The following is a 23,452-nucleotide window of genomic DNA, read 5'->3' as shown; positions in this document are numbered from 1 at the left end:
TTCACTACAAGAAATAGGTTGAGGACTCTCCCCGCGGAACGGACGGCGGTCACCGAGGTTGGCCTCTCTCCGAAGCCTCCAGTCTGCCGCCCCTGGTGATTTTGGGCCCTTAGGTTCGGAAACAAGCACTGACCTTGAGTTTTAACCTCTGAGGTTCGAACGCGGAGCGGCAGTTCCTCCACGCCCTGGACACACCACCGTTGAGTGTTGCTTTCGCCGGTGCACAGGGGTTTTGGGACACGGACCGACAGAAGAGCTGCTTGGCCGGTGAACGGAAACCTCTCGGCGCTGAGCCTTGCCCCTGCCCCATGGGGCAGGGCTTAGCGTCCGACCATGAATGCGACTCACCGCCTCGTACGCCTGGTCCGCCGCCCCGATGGATTGCCGACTCCGGACGATTTCACCCTGGTACAAGCGCCCGTACCCCGTCCTGAGGCCGGCCAGGTGCTTGTCCGCAACACCCATTTTCTCGTCTTCCCGGGCTTGCGCACCCTTATTGGGGGCGAAACACACGATGTCCCGCTGCCGCCCCTGCACCCTGGCGATATCCTGTTCGGCCCCGCGATCGGCGAGGTGGTCGACGGGCCGCTGGAGAAAGGGCGGCTGGTACTGCACCTTCAGGGGTGGCGGGAGTACGCGACGCCTGCCGCCACCGGGTGTCGGCTGCTGGACGGCACCCTGCCCGACCCGGTGGGCCATCTCGCCCAGGGCTCCGCGGCGTACGGCGCGCTGACCCGGCTGGCCGAGGTTCAGGAGGGAGACACCGTGTTCGTGACCGGCGCCGCTGGAGCCGTGGGCACCATGGCGGGCCAGATCGCCCGGCTACTGGGCGCCACCCGGGTGATCGGCAGCACCGGCTCACCGGAGAAGGCTCAGAGACTGGAGCGGGAGTTCGGCTATGACGCCACAGTGCTGCGCGGAGCGGGTTCCGTCGGCAGCCAACTCGCCCATGCGACGCCGGACGGCATCGACGTCGTGCTGGACACCGTGGGCGGCGAATTACTGACGGCCGCCGTCCACGCAGCGAACCGTGGCGCCCGGATTGCCCTGGTAGGCGCGTTGGACGGCCAGCTGTCCCCGGACCGAGCGGGTGGGAGTGCACCTGCCGTGCTCGACACCTACCGTCTGCTGACCAGGGGCATCACGATCGCCGGCTACAACGGCATGGACCACCCGGACGTCGAGGCCGAGTGGGAGACCCGCTTCGGGGACTGGCTGCGGGCCGGAGACATCCGCTTCCCGTACACCCCGGTCCGCGGAATGCAGCGCACCCCGGGCGCGTTGCCCGAACTGATCGCCGGCCGCTCCTTCGGGGCGTCCATCGTGGAGTTGTAGGACAGGACGGGACGGGAGCGGACATGCGGATCGGCGAGGCAGCGGCTGCCGCTGGAACCACCCCGCGCGCTCTGCGCCTGTACGAGGCACGCGGCCTGCTTCCGCCTCCGCCACGCACCTCGTCCGGCCAACGCGAATACGGCTTCGCCGAGGTGACCCGCGTCCGCGTCATCCGCAGCCTCCTGGGGCTGGGCCTCACCCTGGAGGACATCCGCCGCCGCGCCCATCGACTGGACCTCCTCGTCCAGGAACAGCCGTCGCCCTCCTGCGCCGGCCGCCCCGGCGAGTTCAGTGACGTCGTAGCCGATCGCCTTGCGGCCCTGGACGCAGAGATCACACGCCTCACACACCTGCGGCAGGGTCTCGCCGCAGCCGCCGAAGGGTCACCAGGTGCCGCATGCTCGCCGGCCTCCCACAGCGACAGCATGCCTACACCTACGCCTGAGCGCTGATCTCTCTCCCCAAGTCGGGTGCCACGTGGTCCAGCCTGCCGCCGTGCACGACCCCCGACGTGGCCGCCCTTCGAGAACAATGCCGCCACGCGTTCTGGAGGTTAAAACTCAAGCTGACGCAAGACGGAGAGTGCAAGCCGGGTCATGCCGTTGCGGTTCCTACCGCTGGGTTGGCATGCCGAGCATCACCGGCCCGCGATTGGCGGTCGTGTCGATCTGGCTGACCTTGGACTGGGCGCCAGCGAGGCTGACCTGTAGTCCTTCGATTTCGCCGAGCCATCCTTCGTGTTCGGCCTCGGCGATGCGGGCGAGGAGGTTGTCGCGGATCTCCACCAGGCGGCCGCGCTGTGCTGGGTCTGGCCGCAGCAGTGAGCAGCGTACGCAGGCGTGTTCATGGACGCAGGCGGTTCCGTAGGCGCGGGCGCAGGTGCCGACAGAGAGTTTGCGGCGTTCGAAGTGGCCGAGGAAGTCTTCCCACTCGGTGTCGGTGGGGGTGCGGTATTCCTCGGCGGGCCGCAGGGTGTGGCGGCGGGTGATGAAGGCGCGGTGGGCCTCGATGGTCTCGGTGGGGTAGATGGCTACTGGTGACGTCGGATATTGGAACTGTCCGAATGCCCCTTGAGTCAGCCGTCCGGTGTCGAGGTCGTCACGATTGGCAGGCCCGGATTAGGGAGGCAAGGACGGCGTCCGGGTCGTGTAGGGGGCGGGCGCCGTCGGTGACGACTCGGCGTGTTCCGGGATCGACCGGGTCCGTCTGTGCCCAGTCGGGGGATCCGATGTTGATCTCGACTTCCAAGCCCGATGTTGTGGCAAAGCGTCGTTCGCTGATCAGGCCCCATGACTGGGTTCTGATCAGTTTGCCGAGAGCGAGCTCATCGGCCCATGCGTTGCGGGAGTACTGGGACTCATCTGTTGTGAGGAGAACGAGATCGATGTCGGAGTCGGGCCGTGCGGCATTGCGAGCGCACGATCCGACTAGGAGGAGACCGACGACATCGTCGTGATCTGCGGCCCACTGTGTGACACGGTCGATGATCTCTTCTGCTTCGGCAAGTCGTTCCGGTGAGATCCCGGATGGCTTACTCGCGGGCTGGTCGTCACGGTGCATCGTGTTGCCTTCCGAGTGAGTAGAGGCGGCTGACTTCGGCTGCGTAGTTGCCCCAGTCCCCAGCGGAGAGCCGCTGCCAAGCGACGGCGGTCGGTGTGGATGTCCAGGGTGCGGGCGAGGACGCGGCGGGGAGCGCTGTTCGGTGGTTAGGCGTCGCGGCCGGGACGGCGGGCCAGGTCGGTGGCGTAGGTGGTGCGGTTAGCGGCGGCTTCGGCGGACCAGCGTTCGGCTGAGTTGATGTTCAGGCCGAGGAGACGTGCGAGGACGACGGGCGGAAGTTCGGCGGTGAGTTCGATCAGGGTCGTGTTGCGGGCGGGTCGGGCGCGAATGCCGAGCTTGTTGAGGGAGATGGTCAGGCGGGATGCGGAGATCGGTTCTCCGGCGCTGAGTCCGGGGACCAGCCAGGGGTGGTCGGGTCTGCGGCCCAGAGTGCCGTGGCCGTGACGGCGGTCGGCGAGGTCCAGGACGAGCTGGGCCAGGGGGTCGGGCAGGGCGGTCGGCACAGGGCCGAGGGCGAGGTAGACGGTGTCGTCGGTGCGGGTGATCTGGTCCAGGCGGAGCCGGGCGGTACGGCTGACAGGCTGGGCGTAGAGCAGTAGGAGCAGACCCGCGACGCGGGTGGCGGCGGTCAGGTCCGCATCGTGCAGGAGGCGGCGCACCAGGGCCCAGCGGCGGTCGTGGCCGATCACGGGCATGGGGCCGTCTCCGTTGGTGCGGGAGATGCTCTGGGCGCGGCGGTGGGTGACGGCCCAGGAGACGAAGGTGCTGGCGACGTAGCGCAGGTAGTGGGTGCCGGTGAGCCAGGTGTCGATGTCGTGCTGGGTTGCGTCGGCGAGGCTGGTGCCGCGATCTCGCAGCCACCGGATCAGGGAGGTGGCGGCCTGGATGTCGCGGCGGGCTGACAGGGCCTGGTAGTAGGTGGTGGGCGTGGTGGAGGGAAGGCGCCGCAGGCGTTTGAAGTGGTGCCAGGTCGCGAACGAGTGGACCGCTTGCCGGTCCGCTGCCGTCTCCAGGCGGGCTAGTTCTCGCGGCAGCCACCGTTCCAGCGTGGCGAGTTGTTCGTCGCGTGGGGGCAGAACGCCGTCAGCCACGAGGGCTGCTCGCAGGTAGGCGACCGTGGCTGCGGGGCGCAGGCCGTCCAGGAGTTGGTGGGTGACCGGTTCGCCGGAGGTGGCCAGGGCCTTCAGGGCGGCCGGAGGGCCGGGGTGCGTTTGCAGCCAGCGCAGCGTGGGGGTGGGCTCGCCTCGCATCAGGCACGCGGCGACCGGGCCGAGGCGGGAGGGGACCGTGCCGTCGGGGTCGGCCAGGAGGTGGTCGAGAAGGTCGGCGAGCGCGCACGAGGGGCATAGGCCCCGGTGGTGCAGCCGCGTCACGTCCGCACAGCGTTGACATGGGCGGCGGGAGTCGGGGTGGGTGGCGAAGCAGGCCCGGCACAGCACGGCCCCGTCCGCGGTGCGATGGCCGACCCGGCGGCGGTGGCCGCACTGCGAACAGGGCTGGTGACGGCGTGCGCGGGCGCAGTTGGCGCACAGCGGCTGCCCGTCGGGCCCGCGTGTCTCCACCGGGCGCTCGCGCCCGCAGGCTGAACACACGACTGTCTCGCGCAGCCGGTTGTTGCACGGCTCGCACCGCGGGTGGTCGGTCGTGGCGTACAGGCAGGGGCGGGTGCGGTCGCACGCCGAGCACACCGCCACCGGGAGGCGGTAGCAGTGGCCGCACAATCCGCCCTGCTGGACGCGCCGGACGATCCACGCGAGGCGGCCGCAGCCGGAGCAGGCTTCGTGATTGGCCGGGTCCGCCCGGAGACACGGGTGGCATACCGCCGTCCCGCCCATGTCCCGGCTGCCGACGGGACGCTCCTTCCCGCAGCGCCCACACGGCTCCCGTCGCTTCCGGCTCAGGCACGAGCGGCACACACGCACGTCGTTCAGCGGTGCGTAGACGCCCTCTCGGCCGCACCCGGGGCACGTCGGCCGGACGACGGCTCGCGCGCCGCGGGCGGGAAGGGCGTCGATGAACCGGACCATCTGGGCCGAGCCCTGGGCGCCACCCCCGGTGAGCAGGCCCGGGTCCGCGCGCAGATCGCGGGCGAGCTCGCCCCGCTTGCGCACGGTGCGGCAGACCGCAACGACCGCCTCGGCGAGCAGTACCTCGTGGCGGGTGGTGCAGCCGTCTGCGTCCTCATCCACCCAGTGCTTCGTCCGTCCGTAGCCGGTGCGATCCTCGCCCCCCACGGGGAGCGCCTGGATGGCTGCCCGCAGGGTGGTGACGACCGTGTCGGTGGCAGCGAGGGTGAGGATGGTGGGCCTGACGCGCGTCCGCATGGTGTGCGACATGCGATAGACGCATCGAAGATCACTCGACAGAGCGGGGTGCTACGGTCCTCGGCCGTGCTCCAGCACGCCTTTCCTGGTGCGGTGCGCGCCCCGCTGCCGTGCGGCGGCAGCGGGATCACTCGGTACCTCCGTGCTGTGACGGTTGTAGGCCAGCAGCAGCACCAGAACGCCCAACCTCCCGTGCCGGTCCCGGCCCCGGACGTGATTGATCCGGGCGCCAGCGATCCTTGGCGAAGTGCGAAGTGCGAAGTGCGGAGGCCGAGGGCGGGGCAGGGGTCAGGCCCGTACGAGCAGGCCGACCGCAGCGACCAAGTCGTCGTGCGCGGCCCGGGCGAGGTCGCCGCGCCGGTCACGGTCGGCCCGGTCGGAGGCCTCGTGCAGGGCGAAGGTGACATCGACGACGCGGACCGCGAGCTGAAGAACCCGCGGGTCGTCGGTCAGCAGCTGGAGTTCGGTCAGGGCCTCGCCGACGACGGTGCGCGCTTCGAGCGCGGCCTGCTTGGTGGCCGACTGCTCCGCCTCGGACGCGTCGGCCTCCCGCAGCACCGAGCGCACGTTCTGAAGACGGCGCATCGCGGCGAGCCGGGTGAGGAAGCGGACGAAGACCTGCCGTAGTTCCGCCCGCTGCTGCGCCTGCCGTGCATGTCGGTCACGGCGTGCGGCGGACCGCTCCTGCGACGGAACCCGAGCACGGTCGCCAGCAGTGCGATCAGGGCGGCGACGTAGGACGAAACCAGCGGCAAGCGGGCTTATCGTGCACGGTCTTCACCCGCGCGTTGATCATGCGGGCCCGATCTTCGGGCTGGGAGGGGATCCCAGTCATACAAGATGAGAGCCCCCACCGCCGCCTCCGCCGCAGGAACCAGAAAGGCCGCACTCGCATTTACATTCGCGCAATTCTGGGCCGCCGTTTCCGCCGTCTACAGGCACCTCGGTGCGCAGCGTAAGGAACGGATTTTTCTCTGGAAGATGCACTTGCTCGGGGAGCAAGTCCTGTAGATCGTCAATGATGAGCGATTCTTCCGGGGCGAACTCGCCTGCGTTTGGGCGCACAGTCTGAGTGAACCCGGGGATCCCTTTTTCCTGCACGACGCGCTCGGCAGCGGTGATGTATTCACCGTCAGGGTCAATGGGAACCAGATGAAATTCCCGCTTGCTCGTCGGTGGTTGGGACATGTGCTACTCCCGTCAGACACTGGTAGGCATTGTGGTCTTACTGAAATTGTCGCCCGCGCCGCCGACATCCGGCATCCCCAAGAAGATTGTCTCATTGCTTCCAGTCGGGACTTGCTCCGATTCCACCTCAACACCACACGAGCGGAAGAGCTCGTCAGTGATAGTGGTCCTGAGGTAGCCGCAATAGAGGTCAACCCCTCGGTGGTCGCCGATGGAGTGTAGTGTGTTGGCCTTGCAGCCGCCTCCACACAAAAAACGGACCTCGCACGATCGGCAGACATCGTTGTTAGCTTCGACGTCCATCGTCTCCACATAGGCACGGTTTCGCTCACTGAAGAAGATTTCGTCAAATGGTTGATTAAAGATATTGCCGAGCCTGATTCCGGTGCCAAGGCCGAGGGGGGCTCGGAGGCGGGCGCCGCGGAGAAGCAGTCGGGTGGCGGGCAGGCCGACGCCGAAGGCGGTGGCAGGGCGCATGCGGGTGTCGAGCGCTGCCGCACCGAAAACCTGGAGGCCGCTTTCGCCACGGGCCAGGACGCGCTCCCGGTGCCGGAGGACGGCGGGACGACCGCCACCATCGTCCTGATGAACAAGGGCTCCTACTCCTGCAAGCTCGGCGGTTTCAACGTCATGCGGGCCAAGACCTCGTCCGTGGCCCGGGAAGTCGTCCAGCTCGTCGGTGGCTCCGGCAGCGCCGAAGTGCAACTGCACGCCACCCGGCTCACCAGCCGGCTGGCCGAACTCACCGGCGCCCGGCCGGTGTTCGCTCCGTCCGCCGCGCCGGTGGGCAGTCGGGAGCTGCGCGATCTGCTGTCCCAGGAGCCCTTCATGACCGAGACGATGAAGGCCTGGAGCCGTCTCACCCAGGTGCTCGTCGGCATCGGCACCCTCCAGCCCTCGCCCCTGCTGCGCCGGTCGGGCAACGCCATCACCACCGAGGACCAGTGGCGGCTCGGGGAACTGGGCGCGGTCGGAGATGTCTGCACCCGCTACTTCGACATCTCCGGGAAGCCGTTCGACGCCCCGTTCAACGACCGCCTCATCGGAATCGAGCCGGACCGGCTGCGCGCGGTGGAGCGACGGATCGGCGTCGCGGGCGGTGTGAACAAGGTGTCGGCCATCCGGGGCGCGGTGCGTGGCGGTTGGGTCAACGTGCTGATCACCGATGTGGAGGTGGCCCGGGAGCTGCTGGCCGAACAACGTTGATCAATGCCGACGGGGGTCCGCTTCGCCACCGGAGAGGCCGCCGGCGTCGTGCGTCCGGTCTCCGTGCGACAACCGGCCGGCGAAGCGGCGCAGTGGCGCGGGGCTCCACCAGTTGGCCCGGCCGAGGAGGCGCATCAGGGCGGGTACGAGGAGCGCGCGGACGAGCGTGGCGTCCAGGACGACGGCGAGGGCCAGCCCCACCCCCAGCGTCTTGAGGCTGGAGACACCGGAGGTGGCCAGGGCGATGAGCACCGCCGCGAAGAGCGCGGCGGCGGCGGTGATCAGCCGTCCGGTCCGTTGCAGTCCGCGCGCGACGGCGAGGCCGTTGTCACCGGTGACCGCGTACTCCTCGGCGATCCGGGACAGCAGGAAGACCTCGTAGTCCATGGAGAGCCCGAAGGCCACGAAGAAGATCAGGATCGGCATGCCGACGTCGATGTATCCGCTGGGGTTGAAGTCGCCCACCAGCCACCGCAGATGTCCCTCCTGGAACACGTAGACGAGGGAGCCGAAGGTCGCGGTGAGCGACAGCAGATTGAGCACGATGGCCTTGATGGGGATGAGCAAGCCGCCGGTGAACAGGAACAGCAGGGCGAAGGTGGTGACCCCGATGACGGCCAGCGCCCAGGGCATCCGGGCCAGGAGTTCGTCCTCGGTGTCCACCAGTTCCGCGGCCGCCCCTCCCACCAGGGGAGCGACCGGCGCGGGCAGCGCGCGCAGCCGCTGGACCAGGCGGGTGCCCGGCCGGGTGTACGGTCCCGCGGTGGTGGCGACCTCCAGCCAGGTGCCGGCCCGCGCCCGGTAGGGGGCGTCCGCACCACGGCCGGCCGGGTCCACCAGCCGCCCGTGGGCGTATGTGCCGCCGACCGTGGTGACGCTGCGCACGGCGGGGAGGGCCGACACCCGGCGCGCGTAGTCGGCCAGGGCCTTCCGGGGTGCGGAGGCGCTCGGGTCGAACCCCTTCAGCACCACGGTCACCGGCGGGGAGCCGGCGGCCGCGAATTCGGTGCGCTGCCGCTCACCCGCCGCATGGACCGCGTGCCCGGCCGGCAGCGCGCGGTCGTCGTCCAGGCCGAACCTGGCGTGCAGGAAGGGGGCGGCGAGCAGCGTCAGCAGCGCCACGACGGCCAGTGCGACCGGCACCGGCTTGCGCATGACCGCCCGCGCCAAGCGGTACCAGAAACCGCCCTCGTGCGCGGTCAGCGGACGGGTGCGATGCCACCGGCGCAGCGGATCCAGCCTGGTCACCCGGGAGCCGAGCAGTGCCAGTACGGCGGGCAGCACGGTCGTGGCGACCACTGCCGCCAGAAGCGTGACCAGGATTCCGGCGTACGCCAGCGAACGCATGGACGGGAAGACCAGCGGGGCGGCGAAGGCGAAGGCGACGGTGAGCGCGGAGAACCACACCGTACGGCCGGCGGTCGCCACCGCCGTGGCCACGGCGGCGGGCACACTGTCGCCGTGCGCCAGCTGCTCCCGGAACCGGGTGGTGATGAACAGGCTGTAGTCGATCGCGAGGCCGAGGCCGACCGCGGTCACCAGATTCAGCGAGAACACCGACACATCGACGACGGCCGCGAGCCCGCTGAGCGCCGACAGCGCGCCCAGGATCGTCAGCACCCCGACCCCCAGCGGCAGCAGCGCGGCCACCACGCTCCCGAAGGCCAGGATCAGCAGCACCAGGGCGCCGGGCAGGGCGATAAGTTCGGCCCGCACCAGATCGTGCTGCATCTGCTCCTTCAGCGCCGCCTGGACCGCCGCCTCACCGGTGACGGACAACCGCAGCGGCCCCCACCGGGCGTCCGACACCAGGGGCAGGATCTCCCCCGCGCGGGCGGCCCGGTCCTCGTCTCCGCCGCGCAGCCGCACCAGCAGCAGCCCGGTCCTGCCGTCCTTCGACCGCAGTCTGCGGGGATGCCCGGAGTCCCAGTACGAGCGCACCTGTGTCACGCCGGGCCGGTGCCGGAGCGCCGTGGTCAGGGACCGCACCGCGGTACGTGTCCCGGCGGCGTCGACGCCCCCCTCGGCCCGTGCGAGCACGACCATGTGCGGATCGCCGGCGCGGAACTCCTCGTCCAGCATCCGGTCGACCGTAGCCGCCTCGGTGTGCGCCACGAACTGGCTGGACGTCATACGGCTCTCGGCGCCCAGGGCGACGGGGACCGCCAGCACGGTCAGCAGGGCCCCGGCCAGCAGCATCCGCCACCGTCTGCGGGCGAGCCACGCTCCGGCCCGGCCGCGGCCGACCGCCTCGTCGGCGGGCTTCCGCGTGTCGCGTGCGCGTACTCCGGTGTCCATCAGCGAGCCGTCCCGACCGAGGTGTAGAAGCGGTCCAGCGCCTCGTTGACCGGCCCCGGGGCGCCGTACCCCAGGATGTGCTCACCACCGGGCACCAGGACCGGCTCGCACCGGGGGCCCAGAGCCTTCGCCATGGCGCGCATCCTGCGGAGCGGCACCAGCCGGTCCCGGTCGCCCATGATCATGAGCGACCGCATGGGCAACTCGCCGTGGACCGGGCGGTGTTCGAGCATCAGCGGGAGCACGCTGTGCCTGACGTAGCGCGGGAGCGCGTCGATCCGCCGGACCTCTTCGTGGAGCCATGCCCGCGGCAGCCGCGGCCCGCTGAGATAGTGGCTCAGCAGGAGGCGCAGCGCGAAGGCGGGAACGGCCCGTTCGATCGGCCACCGGTAGAGGCCTTGGGCCAGGAGCGTCACCGGCCCCGGGAAAGCGTAGACATCGGGCAGCCCCATGAAGGTCACCGACTCGAAACGGTCCGGGTGGCGGCTGGCCGCCAAATAGGCTGTGGCGCCCGCGTCGCTCCAGGACAGAATGTGTACGGAAGGCCGCTCCAGCGTGTCGGCCACGGCCGTCAGCTCCCGGGCGCGGTCCGCCAGGCTCACCCGCGCCGAGCGGCTGACCCGGGGATCGTAGAGGACGAGCTGGTATCGCTCGCTCAGCGCCCGGATCTGCGGCGCGTAGACGAAGCCCAGCTCCGGCACGGTGGCCGCGCACACCACCGCCGGGCCGGAGCCGAACCTGGCCATCCGGATCGTGCTCCCGTCGGCCAGGGGCACGCTGGTCATGGCCTGTTCCACCAGGGCCCGGTCCCGGCGCACTTCGTCGCGCAGCCGACGCACCGCCTGGGACGTCATGACGGGTCACCGCCCGGTCGGGCCGGTGACGGCGCGTTGATGAACTGCCGGAAGACCAGGTGCTTGACCGGGGTCGCCCGGTCCAGCGCCCGCACCCCGGCCCGGCGCAGTCCGGTGGCGACCGGATGGCTGAGGCCGGCCAGGACTCCCCCGGCGTGCGCGTGGCGGAAGACCCGCCGCGCGTGTGCTCGCCGCTCCCGCGCGTATTCCGCGGCCGCCCGGTCGGTGCTCTCCAGGTCCCAGCCGGCGGCGAGACGGCGGGTGAGGGCCTCGGCGTCCTGGAAGGCGAGGTTCATGCCCTGGCCGCCGGTGGGGTGCACGGTGTGGGCCGCGTCGCCGAGCAGGACGGCCCCGGGCGCGGCGAACCGTTCGGCCAGCACCCCCCGCAGACGGTAGGCGTGGCCGTCGATCAGGCTCAGGGTCTCCTGCCCGAGCGGGCGCAGGATCCGGGTCGCGCGCTCCGCGAAGTTCTCCCGGCAGGGCCGCTGGGCCGCCTCGGCGGTGCGGAACTGGATCCCGATGCGCAGTTCGTCGTGCGGCAGGGTGACCAGGACGAGCACCCCGCGCCGGTCCACGACGTAGTAGCCGCACCCTTCGTAGGCGGGGAGGGCCTTGACCCGGGCGTTGTAGAAGGAGGTGCCGTAGTCCCGCACCGTGGCCCGGCCGAAGCGGGCGTCCCGCAGCCTGGAGCGGGTGCCGGTGGCGATCACGGTGAGCGGTGCGCCGTACTCGCCGCGCGCCGTGCGCACACCGGTGACCCGCCCACCGGCCGTGCACAGCTCCATGACCGGCTCACCGCGCCGCAGGTCCACCAGACCGCAGGCCTGTGCGGCGTCCCGAAGGCCGCGGACGATCTCGGGATGTCTGAGCGCCGTCAGCCGCCGGCCGTCGCCCGCCAGGGACGGCACATCGACGCCGAGCAGCCGCCGCCCGTCCCCGTCGATGATTTTGAACTGGCTGAAGTACGTCGGAGAACGCGCCTCCAGGTATTCCCAGGCGCCCCATGCCCTCAGCAGCGACGAGGAGCCGAGGTGAATGATGTCCCCCCGGTCGATATCGTTCGTCGACCCCGGCCGTTCGAATACGATCGACGGTCGACCGCGCTTCGCCAAAGACAGGGCGACGGCCATTCCGGCGGCCCCGCCCCCTGCGATCAGAATCGGGTCCCGCATTTCTTCCTTCCCTTCCGAGCTATCGGGATGTGACCCGGTCTCTCACATCGGGGCGATTCTCCTGCTATTCTCCGTTTCAGGTCGGCCACATCTGGGGGTCTCGATGAATCGTGCTGTCTTGGTGACCGGAGGGAACCGGGGAATTGGATTCGCCATCGCCAGCCTCTTTCACGATCGCGGCGACCGAGTAGCGGTCACGTATCGGTCGTCACCGCCTTCCGGCGACTTTCCGGGAATTAGTTGCGATGTGACGGATGAAGACCAGGTGGATCGGGCACTGGCCGAATTCGAAGAACTCTACGGCCCGGTAGAGATTCTGGTGGCCAATGCGGGAGTCACCCATGACAAACTCATCCTGCGGATGACCGACGAGGAATTCGAAAGCGTCCTGGCCACGAATCTGACGGGGGTTTTCCGGCTCGCCAGGGCGGTCAGCGGGAAAATGGCGAGGTCCCGGTGGGGCCGCATGGTCTTCATCTCATCCGTCGTCGGTACCTTCGGCGCGCCGGGACAGGCCAACTACGCCGCTTCGAAGGCCGGTCTGACCGGGCTGGCCCGGTCACTGGCCTGGGAACTCGGCCCCAGGGGTATCACCGTCAACGTCGTCGCCCCGGGGCTGATCGACACCGATATGACGGCCGGGATCAGCGATGAGCGGCGGGATCTGCTCGTGGGGATCACCCCGCTGGGACGCATGGGGACTCCCCAGGACGTGGCGCATGCGGTGGCCTTCCTGGCATCGGAGGAGGCCCGCTTCGTCACCGGCGCGATTCTCCCCGTCAGCGGCGGCCTGGCCATGGGACATTGACGCATTCCCATCACACCTCGACGGCCGCGGCACCGCAGGAGAAGCCGAGCCCGAACGCGAGCAGCAGCACGCGCGTGCCCGGCGCCAGCCTGCCCTCGTCCCTCGCGAGAGAGAGGTTGACCAGAAGGCTCGCCGGTCCCATGTTGCCCAGTCGGCGCACGGGGAGCGGCATGATGTCGAGGTTCAGGCCGAGCCTCTTGGAGCCCATCTGGAGCATCTTGGCGTTCGGCTGGTGGATGACGATCAGTTCGACGTCCTCGTTCTTCCAGTCGGCCTGTCCGAGCACGGTGTCGATCACGTGGGGAAGGACGCGCAGGGCTTGGCGGTAGAGGGACTGCCCCTTCATCTCGTAGAATCCGGCCGCGATGTCGACGCCGATGTCGGTTTTGCATAAGTGCCGGATGTCGACCTCGCCCATCTGCCAGTGCTCGGTGTGCGATTCCCAGTGGATTCCGCGGACCACCATCTCCTGGATGTCCGTCGTGTCCTTGGAGATGATCACGGCACCCGCCCCGGCTCCGAAGAGACCGGCGGTGTCGGGGTCCTTGGGATTGATGTAGGTGAGAAAGTCGACGGCCGCGGAGATGATGACCCGCTCGCAACTCCCGGACGACAGCATGAGCGTCGCCAGCTCCAGCGCCGCGATCGGCTCGGCGCACACTCCGTCGAGTCCCAGTACCCGCACTCCGCTCAGATCCATCTGGCCGGCGAGCACGACACCGGCCGGCGGTGTCAGATGGGTGAATCCGTTCTGTATGTGGATGAGTACGGTCTCGTTCCCCAGCCGGTCGGGGTCTAGGGACGCGTCCTCGCAGGCGCGGGTCACCGCCGCCGCCCCCAGGGAAACGACATCCTCGTCGGCGCTGCATATGCGGCGCTCCTCGATTCCGGTCCGTTCGACGAACCAGTCGTTCGGCATACCCAGGGACTTGGCCAGGTCCCGGTTGCTGATCACCGTCGAGCCGAGCGCGTGCCCAAGCCCGGACAGGCCCAAGCTGATCTCCATGACTTCCCCCAATTCGGGCGCATGCCGATGTCTTCCTGTCCGCTGCCCCTGCGGGCCGGACATACCAGGTGGGTCTTCCCAGCCGTCACTGAAGCTTCCCGGACCGCCCGGAACCCGTCTTGTACAAATCCGAACGCTTCACTTGAGCAAGGCGCTGGTGACCTGTCGCGGGACCCGGTCCGCGGCCGACTGCTCCGGTCTGACGGAGCCCCGCAGAACCAGGAATCCGCCGACCGTCTGGCCCGTCATGGCCTTGATCTCCCGGCACATATGCGACTGGTCGTGATACCCGCTGACGGCCGCCGCGTGCCCCGCGGGCGCACCGTTGTCCAGCAGTCGCAGCACCCGTTGCAGGCGCAACACGCGCGCCATGGTCTTCGGCGACAGACCGACCTGCTGACGGAAGCGGCCTTCCAGATGCCGCAGACTCACGCCGGCCTCCGCCGCCAGCCCCGCCGTGGACACCATGCCGTGGCTGTCGCGCAGCACCCGCCAGGCCCATTCGACCTGCGGCACCCATCGGCGTCCCGCCGCCATGCGCTGAAGGAGGTCGCGGTCGAGCACCCGGAACCGGCCCGACCACGTCGGCTCCCACGCGATGCGCTCGAGCAACGACATCGCGCCCCTGCCGAACAGATCGCCCAGTTCCACGTTCCGATCCGTCAACTCACCGAGCGGGACCCCGAAGACGCCGTATGCCGCCCGCGGTGTCATCAGCACCTCGATCCCGTACAGACGACCGCTGTGACTGGCGGTCCACGCACGGCTGCGCATCCCCGTGACCACCGGGCTCGTGCACAGATGCGCCACGTCGGGACGCGCGGTGCTGGAGATGCGGAGATCCCCGCCCAGCCCCAGCAGCACCGACACCGCGCCGTCCGGCACCTCCAGCCGGGTGCGCCCGCTCGTCATCTCCACCCGATAGCCCCGGTAGCACAGCACCTGCCCTCTGAGGCGTTGGTGCGGCGCGGCCCAGACCACCTCGTACGTTCCGGTATCCCCTTGCCAGCGAATGGCCTGATGTGTCGCCATGGTCGAACTTCCGATCCTGGACGGCCGCCTCGGCCGGAGACCGAGCACATGGCTCAGAAAATATCCGGATCAGTGTCGTTTACATCGCATTGCCGCCCCTGATCGCCGGGGCGAGTTCGGCCAGAGTTCCCGGCTCCGAGTGGGAGGAGGTTGTGCAGCATGAGAGCGCGGTGCGCGTGGGCCGTGAAGAACTCCGGATCACGCCCGGGCGCCCGGCGCACTCGGCGGACATCCTGGAAGGGGCGTGCCAGGAGTGACGTCCGGGGCCGCCGTCCGGGGCCGGGGACGGCTGGCCGGAATGCCGTCATGGCTCGGCCCGGGGCGTGAGGCGCCGCCCCGGGCCGCTCGGCGGGGAGCGCCGGCCCGGCCGAGCAGCCCCCACAGCTGCTCCGGCCCGGTCCGGCGGTCCCCATACCGGCGTCGGCTCAGTCCGGCAGTCCCCACGGCTTCGCGTCGCCGACGGCCGGTACGTCGCGCGGCCGTAGCTCCGGGTGGCTGCCGCTCGGGGCGACGACGGCCGTCTCGTCCCGGCCGAGCGGGATCTCGATACGGCCGGGTCCCGTCTCCCGGTACCGCAGCCGGCGGCCGTGCTCGTCCCGTACGTCGATGGCGCCGGCGATGCCGTGCTGGAGCACCAGCGGCGCACCCGCCTCGCTGTGCACCCGCACCCACCGGGTCCTGCCACCGGCGCGGTCCGCGTCGACGAGGAACGCGCCCTGAGCGCGCAGGGCCTGGAAGGAGACGTCGGGCCAGCGCCGTGAGACGGAGGGGAAGACCCGCACGACGCCGCCATGACTCTGCATCCCCATGTCGAGGATCGACTGGGCCGTGGCCAGCGGGCTCTCGATGCCCAGGTTGGTGTCCTCCGCGTACATGGTGTTCGCGGTCATGTAGCAGTCCATGTAGGACTCGTCGAAGAGGTTCCCGGTGAAGGTGGTGAGGAAGTCGAGGGCGTCCTCGGGCCGTCCCATCCGCGACGCCATGGAGGAGGCCGCCGCGTAGCTGTATCCCGCCCAGAGGTCGCGGTCCTCGGTCCAGTGGTCGAACGTGGTCCGCATGATGTCCCGGTCGGCCGGCCGGTCCCAGGTCAGCTCATGCAGCGGGTACAGCCACAGCATGTGCGAGAAGTGCCGGTGGGAGTCGGCGAGTGGTACGTCGGCGCCGATCAGGACGCCGTCCGCGCCGCGCGGGTAGTCGACCAGCCGCCGCAGGATCTCCCGCCAGCGCCCGGCGCGCGGGTTGTCGGTGCGGAGGATGCGCAGGCAGTCCAGCAGCGTGGCGCAGCCCCAGCGGAGCAGGGAAAGGTCGTAGGTGCAGTCCACCGCGTCCGCGTACTCCGGGGACCGGGTGAGCGGCAGATGCAGCTTGCCGTCACCGCCCTCGTACAGGAAGTGGTCGTAGTAGTTCACCGCCTTGACCAGGATCGGGTAGAGGACGTCGCGCACGATGCGGATGTCCATGGTGTGGCGGTAGCTGAGCCAGACGTTGTGCATGGCCCAGATGAGATTGCCGTTGTTGTCGGTCTTGGTGGAGGTACCGGGGACGCCGACGGTGTGCGCGCCGGGGCGCAGCGTCCAGTCGGAGGGGTGGGACAGGGCGTAGATCTCTTCGTTCGGGATCTCGGGCGGGAGGGACAGCGGCAGGTTCTTCTCGAAGCTCTTGAAGGTGGAGGTGACGGAGTCGAGTTCGAGGTGGTTGGAGCCCTGGATCAGCCAGGTGGCGATCTGGACGTTGAGGTTCCACCACACCGCGGTCCAGCTGCCGCCCGTCTCCGGGTACCAGGGTCCCCACTCGGACATCGAGGGCCCGTCGGCGCGGGTGGCGCAGGCGGCCTTGTAGAGCTGGATCCAGTAGAAGTCCTGAATCCGCTTGTCGGGCACGGAGAGCAGGCTGCGCTCGTAGAAGCGGTTCCACCAGCCGCGGTGCTCGCGCACCAGGTCGTCCGGATCCTCGGCCAGGGTACGCGCCACCTCGGCCACGGCGAGTTCGGTGGTGCGCGAGAGGTCGCCGGGGTGGCGGTAGACGATATGCGCGGCGAGCAGCCTGCCGGTGCCGACTCGGCGTTCGCGCCAGGCGGTGGTCCACCCGCCACCGGCGATCAACGGCTGTTCGACGTAATGGGTGTCGCCCGTGGAGCCGGTGCGGGGGTCGGGGTTGCCGGTGTAGTCGGCGGGCTTGCCCTTCGTCCGGGGCGAGGTGGCGGACATCCATGTGAACGACCAGGCCGCGCTCTCCTCCCCCGCGCTGGGGTGGGTGGAGATCAGCAGCGCGGTACGGGCGTTGTGCACCAGCATCGAGAAGCGGACGCTGCCCCGGGTGGTGGTGACGGTGCCGCGCAGCTCGGCGTCCCACAGGTCGAGGGTCCAGTCGATCCCTGTCACCTCGCCTGCCAACGTGAGGTCGAAATGCCCTATGGGCAGCCGTGAGTAGCCGTACGTGGCGGCCCACTGGGGCCGCTGGTCCTGTACCTGATTGTGGCTGACCATCACCTTCACGGAGTTGGCCGTGGCGCCCCGGTAGACGCTCACCCCGAGCAGACCGTTGGCCAGGAAGGGACCGTCCTTCCAGTCGCCGGGCATCCGCCGCCAGCGCGGCGCCGCGGCCCTGGCCAGCCGTTCGGCCAGGCTCCCCGACCCGCCGGGCTCCCGGGGCGCGGCCCAGGCGGTACCGGAACCCGTCAGCGGCCCTCCGGCACCGAGCGCGACCGCCGAGCCGGCTACGGCCGCCGAGCCGATCACTCCTCTTCGAGAGATCCCGTTCCCTGTTGTCGGGGTCACGTATGTGCCTCCCATATCCGGTGGTGAACTACCCGGCATGGTGCAGGCCGATGAGGTCCAGGGGAAGACCTCCGACGTATCAGAATTCAGAAGAGCCCATATCCGCAGGTGAGTTGAGGCCGCTCAGCGACATCGAGGCGATGGAGGACGCCAACCAACCGATGTATGGCCGCGACTCACCCCGGTGAGCCGGCGAAGCGGGGCAGGGCAGACTGCACCCGGTTCGGTGTCAGGGGCCTACATGAAGGTGGGAGGCCCAGAGGTCGGGCCTGTCGGGGTGGGCGCGACGGAGTTCCGCGGTGGCCGTGTGCAGGGCTTGGGCGGCGTGGTCGGGACCATGGGCCGCGATGACGGTGTAGAAGTGGTCGGCGATGTCGGCCGCCGCCAGGTCGGCGATGCGCCAGTGGGTGCCGATGACATGGCGGAAGCCCGCCAAGTGGAAGGCGCCGGTGATGTGCATGGCTTCGTCGGCGCCGAGGAAGAGGACATCGCTGGTGGCGCAGGCTGACAGGTAGGCGAGGTCGGCGTCCAGGCCGAACGGCAGATCTCTCGGGGTGAGTGGCTGGTCATGGAGGAGCAGCCGGCTGCGGGTGGGTTCACGGGTGTCGGCCTGCGCATGGCAGGCGAAATGGATGATCCGGGTGCTGGGCAGGGCCGTCAGGACGGCGTCGCGGGTGGCTTGCTCGTTGTGCAGGACCGTGGCCGGGAGCAGCCGGGAGAGGCTGTTCACCTCGGATGCGGCACCCAGCAGTGAAGCCTGGCCGGGAGTTCTGCTCATGGCCACCACGAGGGCCTTGCCCGGGGAGGCGGGGCGTCGGCGCTCGGCGGGCAGGGACCGGACGGTGGGCAGATACGAGGACACCACTCTGTCCATGACACCGTCGTGGCCGTCGCCCGCAGCGTGCAGGGGGAAGAGCGACATCACCCCCACCGGGCACCACCAGAGGCGGGCCCCCTGCCACCCCGCGGCCTTCAGCGCCTCCAGCACGGGGCGGGCGACCGTGTGCCAGAGCCAGGTGAGGACGTCGAGGACGTCCTCACAGGCGCCCGAGGCGAGGGCCATCTCCAGAGCTTTGTGCCGGGCCCTGGCCTTGTGGAGCCTGAGGCCGGGCAGGGCGACGGGGCGGACACCCGACGGAGTGACGAGCAGCGCCAGACCGCCGGTCTCGATCGCACTGACCGTGACGATCGGGCCACGGGTGGCGTTGCGGCACAGGTGGCGGGCGGTGGTGGCCCGAGTGCCGCGCCATCCCGGCGTCGGCATGGTGTCGGCGAGGATGCCGCGCGCCCTTTCCAGGAGTTCCAAGGCCCGATCAGGGCGGTTGGCCGCGACGGCGGCGTCGGCTGCCTTCGCGCCCAGGCCGGCGTGGACGGACAGCATGAACTCACGGTCCTCGTGGTGGGGGCTGCTCAGGCCGACCTCGGACAGCAGCTCGACGGCTGCCTCGAAGGCCGACAGCCTCTCCTCGGGATTCACCGTGGAAAGCGACGCCAGCTCAGCCTGCTCCAGACTGATCCGCATCCGGTATCTGGCCGAGAGAGCGGGGAGGGCGCGCGCCTCGGCGAGCGCCGCCCTGGCGCGGTCGAGATCGGTGGTGTCGCCGGTGCCGCCGAAGCGCAGCCGGCGGGCGCCGCTGAGATCGAGCAGGATGCCCGCCCGCTGTTGGGCGGGGGCGAGCTCCAAGGCGCGTTCGCCCGCGGCGATGGACTCGTCGAGGTCGGTGATGTCCCGCGTCAGGTCGTACCGGTACCCGAGGGCGGCGGCGAGCAGCGCAACCGGCAGGTAGCGGTCGGGTGCGTCGTTGACGGCTTCCCGGAACCGGTCGATCGCCTCGGGCAGGGCATCTCGCTCACCGCGCAGGGCGAAGCGCGTCATGTGGACTCTGCCGAGCCCGCACAGGAACTTCTGGCGGCGACGCGTGTCGGTCGCGGCCACGAGGTCAAGCGCGGCGCGGCCGTTGTCGACCGCGCTGTCCAGGTCCCCGAGCGAGCCCGTCCGCCGGTACCAGTGCAGCTGGGCCTGGCTGAGTGAGTAGAGGGCCTCCGCCCGGGAGAAGTTGTCATCTTCGGGGAGTTTGCGCAGTACGCGTTTCCTCAGGGCGAGGACTGTGAAGAGGTGCTCGCTGTCCTCCGTGCGCTCGTACTGGGCGAATGCGATGTCGGACTGGAGAGCGGTGATCTGGAGCTCACGGGTCAGGCACAGGGTGGCCTCGAGGATCGCTGCCGCGGCCCGGTCGAGGTCGTCGCCGGAGTGTGTCGTGTGGTAGCGCGCGAAGTACAGCGAGGCGATCTGCCACTTGATGAGCGGGTAGTCCTGGTGGTTCCGCTGGACCAGCTCCTCGGCCTGCTCGGCCCGGGCGATCGCCTCGGTCACGATGCCGGGGTCCCGGGCGGTGGCAGACCAGAGGCTGAGGGCGCGCGACAGCACCAGCAGCCGGGTCGGCAGCTGCGGGCCGGGGAACTCGACCGAATCCTGAAGGAAGCCAATGGCGCGGCGCAGGTCCGCGGTGTCGGGATCGCGCAGGAACCGCTGATAGAGCTTCTCGCCGAAGGAGAAGAGGAGGGAGCATCCGATGGCGTCGCGCGCCGAAGAATGTGCGTATGCGGCCAGTTCCTCCGCGCACCGGAGCGCCGCCTCGTGATCCTCCGCGTTCCCCGTCGCCTCGTAGCGTTCTTCCAGCGCCAGGAGGAGCTCATGACAGGTGGCGAGGCGGTCCCGGTGGCCCTGCGGGACAAGGCCCGCGCGTGCCGCGGCGACGGCCTGGTCGAGGTGGGCGGTGTCGCCGCGCCGGGCGGCCAGCAGCCGCAGCGACCTCCGCAGGGCCCGCTCCCGCTCCTCGCGCTGCGGATGGCCGTCCTCGGTCGCCATGACGATGCGTTGCCAGGCGAACGCCGCACGCTCGGCACGTGCGGGATCGGGTGAGCTGCGGGCGTCCTCGCGCAGCCGTTCCGCCTCGCAGACGCCGTAGTCGGCGAGGAACGGGAGCATGTCGGGCGGCAGGGCCATGTCCTCGTACAGCAGACAGGGCATGAGCGTCCGGATGGCCATGAGCATGTCGGTTCGGTCGTGCGCCGCGAGATAGCGGTAGAAGAGGAAGACACCCAGCACCTGGGACGACTCGGTGTCCGCGTCGTCCCAGCTCTGCCAGACAGCCGAGAGGGGCCGTGCCATCTCGTCCGCGAGGGTGAGCCCGGTGTCGCCGGTCTCGGTCACCCGATTCACGCAGGCGATGAGTTCCCGTAACGCGTGAGTGTCCATCAGTTCGTCTCCGGTGACGTCTGGTCACCCGCTCACAGCGCGCTGACGGCGGGTGAGGTCCACGAACGCGTGGGCTCCGAGAAAGAACGCCGGCACCAGCGCTATCACGACGAGCGGCTGAGGTATACGGAAGAACAGGGCGATCACACCCAGACTCAGGCTCAGCGCCGAGGTGACCGAGGCCGTGGTGACCGATCGGCGCAGGATGAGCGGCAGGAGGCACAGCAGAAGGCAGGCGGCGCCCCCGATACGCACCGGCCAGCCGTACCAGATGCCGGGCGCGGACACCGATACCAGGATGGCGAGCAGGACGGCCATGCCGAGCCAGGCGTCGCGGCGGATCGCGCGATCGAGAAAGGTGGCCCTGACCAGCCAGGCGAGTTCCCCCACGATGCCGGCCGCACAGACGGCGAGGACCGCCCAGCGGCCGCCGGTCGGCTGCCCTCGGGGCACACAGATGACGAACAGCCCGGTGAGCAGCGCGACGATTCCCGCGTGGTAGAAGCCGCGTGCCAGGTTCGCCCAGCGCTGGGCCTGCCGCAGATGGCTCTCCTGCATACCGGTCAGGAACCGGCTCGGAGCCCCGTCGGTCTCCTCGCCGGGGAACCACTCCAGAAGGTCGCCCGGGGTGCACATGTAGCGTCGGGTCCATGCCGTCGCCTGAATGGTCGCGATCTGGAGCAGACCGGACAGGACGAACAGAGCCAGGGAGGCGTCCGGCCAACGGCTGACGGCCGCGGGGCCCGGGGCCGACTGGAGCGCCACCACCGCGAGCGTGAAGCTTCCTCCGGCGAGCAGCGGGGCGGCGAACCCGCCGACCGCCTGGATGCTGTCCAGGTAGCCCATCGGAACGGGTGGCCGCCAGCTCATGTGCCGGCCGCTCTCGGGCACTCCGCGGTGTGATCGCCGTCGACCCCGCCGCAGGAGCAGGAGTAGCCGCGCCCGGCGACGCCCCGGACCTCGGAGACCGCGCGCTCGAAGGTGATCCGGGGCGACGGCAGCGCCAGCGCGTCCGCCACCGCAGAGCCGACGGCGATCAGGTCGGCCGTCTCCGGCACCACGATCAGCATCCGGAGGTCGCCCGGCTCGGCCGGCATCACCTCGACGAGGTCCGCGCCGAACCGCGCGAGAGCGGTACCGACCAGCCCCGTGTCGGGTGGTTCGGTCTGCTGCCACGTCCCGCGTAACCGCACTATCAATTCTTCCCGCACCGGGCCATCATGCCCGTGCCATGGCCCGGGGATTCACGAAAACCGCGGACAGAGCCACGTTCGGCCGGGAGGTCCGCCGGACACTCCATGCCCGCGTCATGTGTTGTCCAAGCCCTGTCAATTCCACCTACTGGCCGTCTGGCTAGGGTCCATGGCCGTGGGACCCCGCCGTCGGCCGGCGGCGGGGATATGGTCACGGCACTCCTTGGAGCCAGAGTGAAACGTCGCACCCTCCTGCGTGCCGCCGTCATCGGCGGCTCCTCGGCAGCTCTCGGCGGAACCCTGTGGCGCGGCGCCGCGTACGCCGCGCCCGCACAGCCGGGCGCCGGCCCGTACGGGGCGCTCGGTTCGCCGGACGCCAATGGCGTACGGCTTCCCGCCGGGTTCACCAGCCGGGTGATCGCCCGTTCCCGGCAGACGGTCGCCGGCACCTCGTACACCTGGCACGACGCCCCGGACGGCGGGGCCTGTTACGCCGACGGCAGCGGCTGGATCTACGTCTCCAACTCGGAGATCAACCCGTCGGGTGGGGCGAGCGCGGTGGCGTTCTCCTCGGCCGGGGCGGTCACGGGCGCGTACCGCGTCCTCTCCGGTACCCGGCAGAACTGCGCCGGAGGCAAGACCCCGTGGAACACCTGGCTGTCCTGTGAGGAGGTCGACCGGGGCTATGTGTACGAGACCGATCCGTGGGGCGTGAAGGCCGCGGTGCGGCGCGACGCGATGGGCCGCTTCAAGCACGAGGCGGCGGCGGCCGATCCCGTCCGCCGGACCGTCTATATGACCGAGGACGTCACGGACGGGTGCTTCTACCGTTTCACGCCGACGACATGGGGTGATCTGTCCTCCGGGAGGCTGGAGGTCATGGTCGCCGGTTCCGGCACCAGTGGCCCCGTCACCTGGGCGGCCGTGCCGGACCCGACCGGCGCCACCGCCACCCGTAACCAGGTGGCCGGGGCCAAGCGGTTCAACGGTGGCGAAGGGTGCTACTACGCGAACGACACCTGCTGGTTCACCACCAAGGGCGACAACCGGGTGTGGAGTTACGACGCTGCCGCCCGGACGATCGAACTGGCCTATGACGATTCGCTGGTGACCGGTGGGACGGCGCCGCTGACCGGTGTGGACAACGTGACCGGCGCGTCCTCCGGCGATCTGTACGTGGCCGAGGACGGCGGGAACATGGAGATCTGCGTGATCACCCCGGACGATGTGGTGGCCCCGTTCCTGCGCGTCGACGGCCAGTCGGGCTCGGAGATCACCGGCCCGGCGTTCTCACCGGACGGCAGGCGGCTGTACTTCTCCAGCCAGCGCGGCACCAGCGGCAGCTCGTCGGGCGGCATCACCTACGAGGTGACGGGGCCGTTCCGCGGCTGACGGCCCGCGGTGCACCGGAGCCGGGGCCGCCGCCGGTCAAGGGCCCGG

The 23,452-nt window shown here is 70.0% G+C and carries 21 protein-coding genes; 6 read left to right on the top strand and 15 right to left on the bottom strand.

Features of this window, described 5'->3' with window-relative positions; translation table 11 throughout:
- Positions 1 to 333: 333 nt before the first annotated feature.
- Both ACT2CW_RS45600 and ACT2CW_RS45595 read left to right on the top strand, forming a co-directional pair.
- Complete coding sequence (locus tag ACT2CW_RS45600) at positions 334 to 1,335, top strand: MDR family NADP-dependent oxidoreductase (protein WP_445520824.1); 1,002 nt, start codon at positions 334 to 336, stop codon at positions 1,333 to 1,335.
- 23 nt (positions 1,336 to 1,358) lie between these two features.
- The gene (locus ACT2CW_RS45595) at positions 1,359 to 1,787 is read left to right on the top strand and encodes a MerR family transcriptional regulator (RefSeq protein WP_445520823.1); all 429 of its coding nucleotides are present in this window, start codon (positions 1,359 to 1,361) and stop codon (positions 1,785 to 1,787) included.
- A 159-nt stretch (positions 1,788 to 1,946) separates the two neighbouring features.
- On the opposite strand, the gene ACT2CW_RS45590 is transcribed toward ACT2CW_RS45595, so the two are convergent.
- Positions 1,947 to 2,120, bottom strand: coding sequence for a hypothetical protein (locus ACT2CW_RS45590; RefSeq protein ID WP_445520822.1), 174 nt, complete (start codon positions 2,118 to 2,120; stop codon positions 1,947 to 1,949).
- A gap of 54 nt (positions 2,121 to 2,174) precedes the next feature.
- Here ACT2CW_RS45590 and ACT2CW_RS45585 point away from each other — a divergent pair, with 54 nt between their 5' ends.
- Entirely contained in the window at positions 2,175 to 2,375 is a 201-nt protein-coding gene (locus ACT2CW_RS45585; RefSeq protein ID WP_445520821.1) for a hypothetical protein, read from the top strand.
- Positions 2,376 to 2,433: 58 nt separating this feature from the next.
- Here the strand turns inward: ACT2CW_RS45585 and ACT2CW_RS45580 are convergent, their stop codons facing one another.
- The 5 genes from ACT2CW_RS45580 to ACT2CW_RS45560 all read right to left on the bottom strand — a co-directional run bounded on the left by ACT2CW_RS45580 (position 2,434) and on the right by ACT2CW_RS45560 (position 6,884).
- The gene (locus ACT2CW_RS45580; RefSeq protein ID WP_445520820.1) at positions 2,434 to 2,895 is read right to left on the bottom strand and encodes a nucleotidyltransferase domain-containing protein; all 462 of its coding nucleotides are present in this window, start codon (positions 2,893 to 2,895) and stop codon (positions 2,434 to 2,436) included.
- 146 nt (positions 2,896 to 3,041) lie between these two features.
- Positions 3,042 to 5,219, bottom strand: a complete 2,178-nt coding sequence (locus tag ACT2CW_RS45575) for a hypothetical protein (RefSeq protein ID WP_445520819.1) — start codon at positions 5,217 to 5,219, stop codon at positions 3,042 to 3,044.
- A 288-nt stretch (positions 5,220 to 5,507) separates the two neighbouring features.
- Positions 5,508 to 5,804, bottom strand: a complete 297-nt coding sequence (locus ACT2CW_RS45570) for a hypothetical protein (protein WP_445520818.1) — start codon at positions 5,802 to 5,804, stop codon at positions 5,508 to 5,510.
- A gap of 246 nt (positions 5,805 to 6,050) precedes the next feature.
- Positions 6,051 to 6,407, bottom strand: a complete 357-nt coding sequence (locus ACT2CW_RS45565) for a hypothetical protein (RefSeq protein WP_445520817.1) — start codon at positions 6,405 to 6,407, stop codon at positions 6,051 to 6,053.
- A gap of 12 nt (positions 6,408 to 6,419) precedes the next feature.
- A complete protein-coding gene (locus tag ACT2CW_RS45560) occupies positions 6,420 to 6,884 on the bottom strand; it encodes an SPASM domain-containing protein (RefSeq protein WP_445520816.1) in 465 nt (154 codons plus the stop codon).
- Between ACT2CW_RS45560 and ACT2CW_RS45555 the strand changes: the two genes are divergently transcribed.
- Positions 6,765 to 7,613, top strand: coding sequence for a sugar-binding transcriptional regulator (locus ACT2CW_RS45555; RefSeq protein WP_445520852.1), 849 nt, complete (start codon positions 6,765 to 6,767; stop codon positions 7,611 to 7,613). The two genes, ACT2CW_RS45560 and ACT2CW_RS45555, sit on opposite strands and share 120 nt — an antisense overlap.
- On the opposite strand, the gene ACT2CW_RS45550 is transcribed toward ACT2CW_RS45555, so the two are convergent.
- The 3 genes from ACT2CW_RS45550 to ACT2CW_RS45540 are packed head-to-tail and all read right to left on the bottom strand — an operon-like array spanning position 7,614 to position 11,937.
- The gene (locus tag ACT2CW_RS45550) at positions 7,614 to 9,911 is read right to left on the bottom strand and encodes an MMPL family transporter (protein WP_445520815.1); all 2,298 of its coding nucleotides are present in this window, start codon (positions 9,909 to 9,911) and stop codon (positions 7,614 to 7,616) included.
- The gene (locus ACT2CW_RS45545) at positions 9,911 to 10,765 is read right to left on the bottom strand and encodes an alpha/beta fold hydrolase (RefSeq protein WP_445520814.1); all 855 of its coding nucleotides are present in this window, start codon (positions 10,763 to 10,765) and stop codon (positions 9,911 to 9,913) included. The genes ACT2CW_RS45550 and ACT2CW_RS45545 overlap by 1 nt, the downstream gene beginning before the upstream one ends.
- Entirely contained in the window at positions 10,762 to 11,937 is a 1,176-nt protein-coding gene (locus ACT2CW_RS45540; RefSeq protein WP_445520813.1) for an FAD-dependent oxidoreductase, read from the bottom strand. Before ACT2CW_RS45540 ends, ACT2CW_RS45545 begins: the two co-directional genes overlap by 4 nt.
- 103 nt (positions 11,938 to 12,040) lie before the next feature.
- On the opposite strand from ACT2CW_RS45540, the gene fabG reads away from it, so the two are divergent.
- Complete coding sequence (gene fabG, locus ACT2CW_RS45535) at positions 12,041 to 12,745, top strand: 3-oxoacyl-ACP reductase FabG (RefSeq protein ID WP_445520812.1); 705 nt, start codon at positions 12,041 to 12,043, stop codon at positions 12,743 to 12,745.
- A gap of 10 nt (positions 12,746 to 12,755) precedes the next feature.
- On the opposite strand, the gene ACT2CW_RS45530 is transcribed toward fabG, so the two are convergent.
- From ACT2CW_RS45530 to ACT2CW_RS45505, 6 genes are all read right to left on the bottom strand, one after another.
- Complete coding sequence (locus ACT2CW_RS45530; protein WP_445520811.1) at positions 12,756 to 13,751, bottom strand: 3-oxoacyl-ACP synthase III family protein; 996 nt, start codon at positions 13,749 to 13,751, stop codon at positions 12,756 to 12,758.
- Between the two features lie 138 nt (positions 13,752 to 13,889).
- Positions 13,890 to 14,783, bottom strand: coding sequence for a helix-turn-helix domain-containing protein (locus tag ACT2CW_RS45525; RefSeq protein WP_445520810.1), 894 nt, complete (start codon positions 14,781 to 14,783; stop codon positions 13,890 to 13,892).
- A 425-nt stretch (positions 14,784 to 15,208) separates the two neighbouring features.
- Positions 15,209 to 17,560: a glycosyl hydrolase family 95 catalytic domain-containing protein gene (locus tag ACT2CW_RS45520; protein WP_445520809.1), complete on the bottom strand. Its 2,352-nt coding sequence runs from the start codon at positions 17,558 to 17,560 to the stop codon at positions 15,209 to 15,211.
- Positions 17,561 to 17,789: 229 nt separating this feature from the next.
- The gene (locus ACT2CW_RS45515; protein ID WP_445520808.1) at positions 17,790 to 20,819 is read right to left on the bottom strand and encodes a CHAT domain-containing protein; all 3,030 of its coding nucleotides are present in this window, start codon (positions 20,817 to 20,819) and stop codon (positions 17,790 to 17,792) included.
- A 24-nt stretch (positions 20,820 to 20,843) separates the two neighbouring features.
- A complete protein-coding gene (locus tag ACT2CW_RS45510) occupies positions 20,844 to 21,689 on the bottom strand; it encodes a hypothetical protein (protein ID WP_138913161.1) in 846 nt (281 codons plus the stop codon).
- Positions 21,686 to 22,030, bottom strand: a complete 345-nt coding sequence (locus ACT2CW_RS45505) for a hypothetical protein (RefSeq protein ID WP_138913160.1) — start codon at positions 22,028 to 22,030, stop codon at positions 21,686 to 21,688. Before ACT2CW_RS45505 ends, ACT2CW_RS45510 begins: the two co-directional genes overlap by 4 nt.
- A gap of 216 nt (positions 22,031 to 22,246) precedes the next feature.
- Between ACT2CW_RS45505 and ACT2CW_RS45500 the strand changes: the two genes are divergently transcribed.
- Entirely contained in the window at positions 22,247 to 23,404 is a 1,158-nt protein-coding gene (locus ACT2CW_RS45500) for an alkaline phosphatase PhoX (RefSeq protein WP_182473162.1), read from the top strand.
- Positions 23,405 to 23,452 lie beyond the last annotated feature (48 nt).

The organism is Streptomyces sp. NEAU-174 (assembly GCF_052665095.1).
The sequence above is the reverse complement of the archived record's forward strand: the minus strand, read 5'-3'. Positions and strand labels throughout refer to the sequence as shown.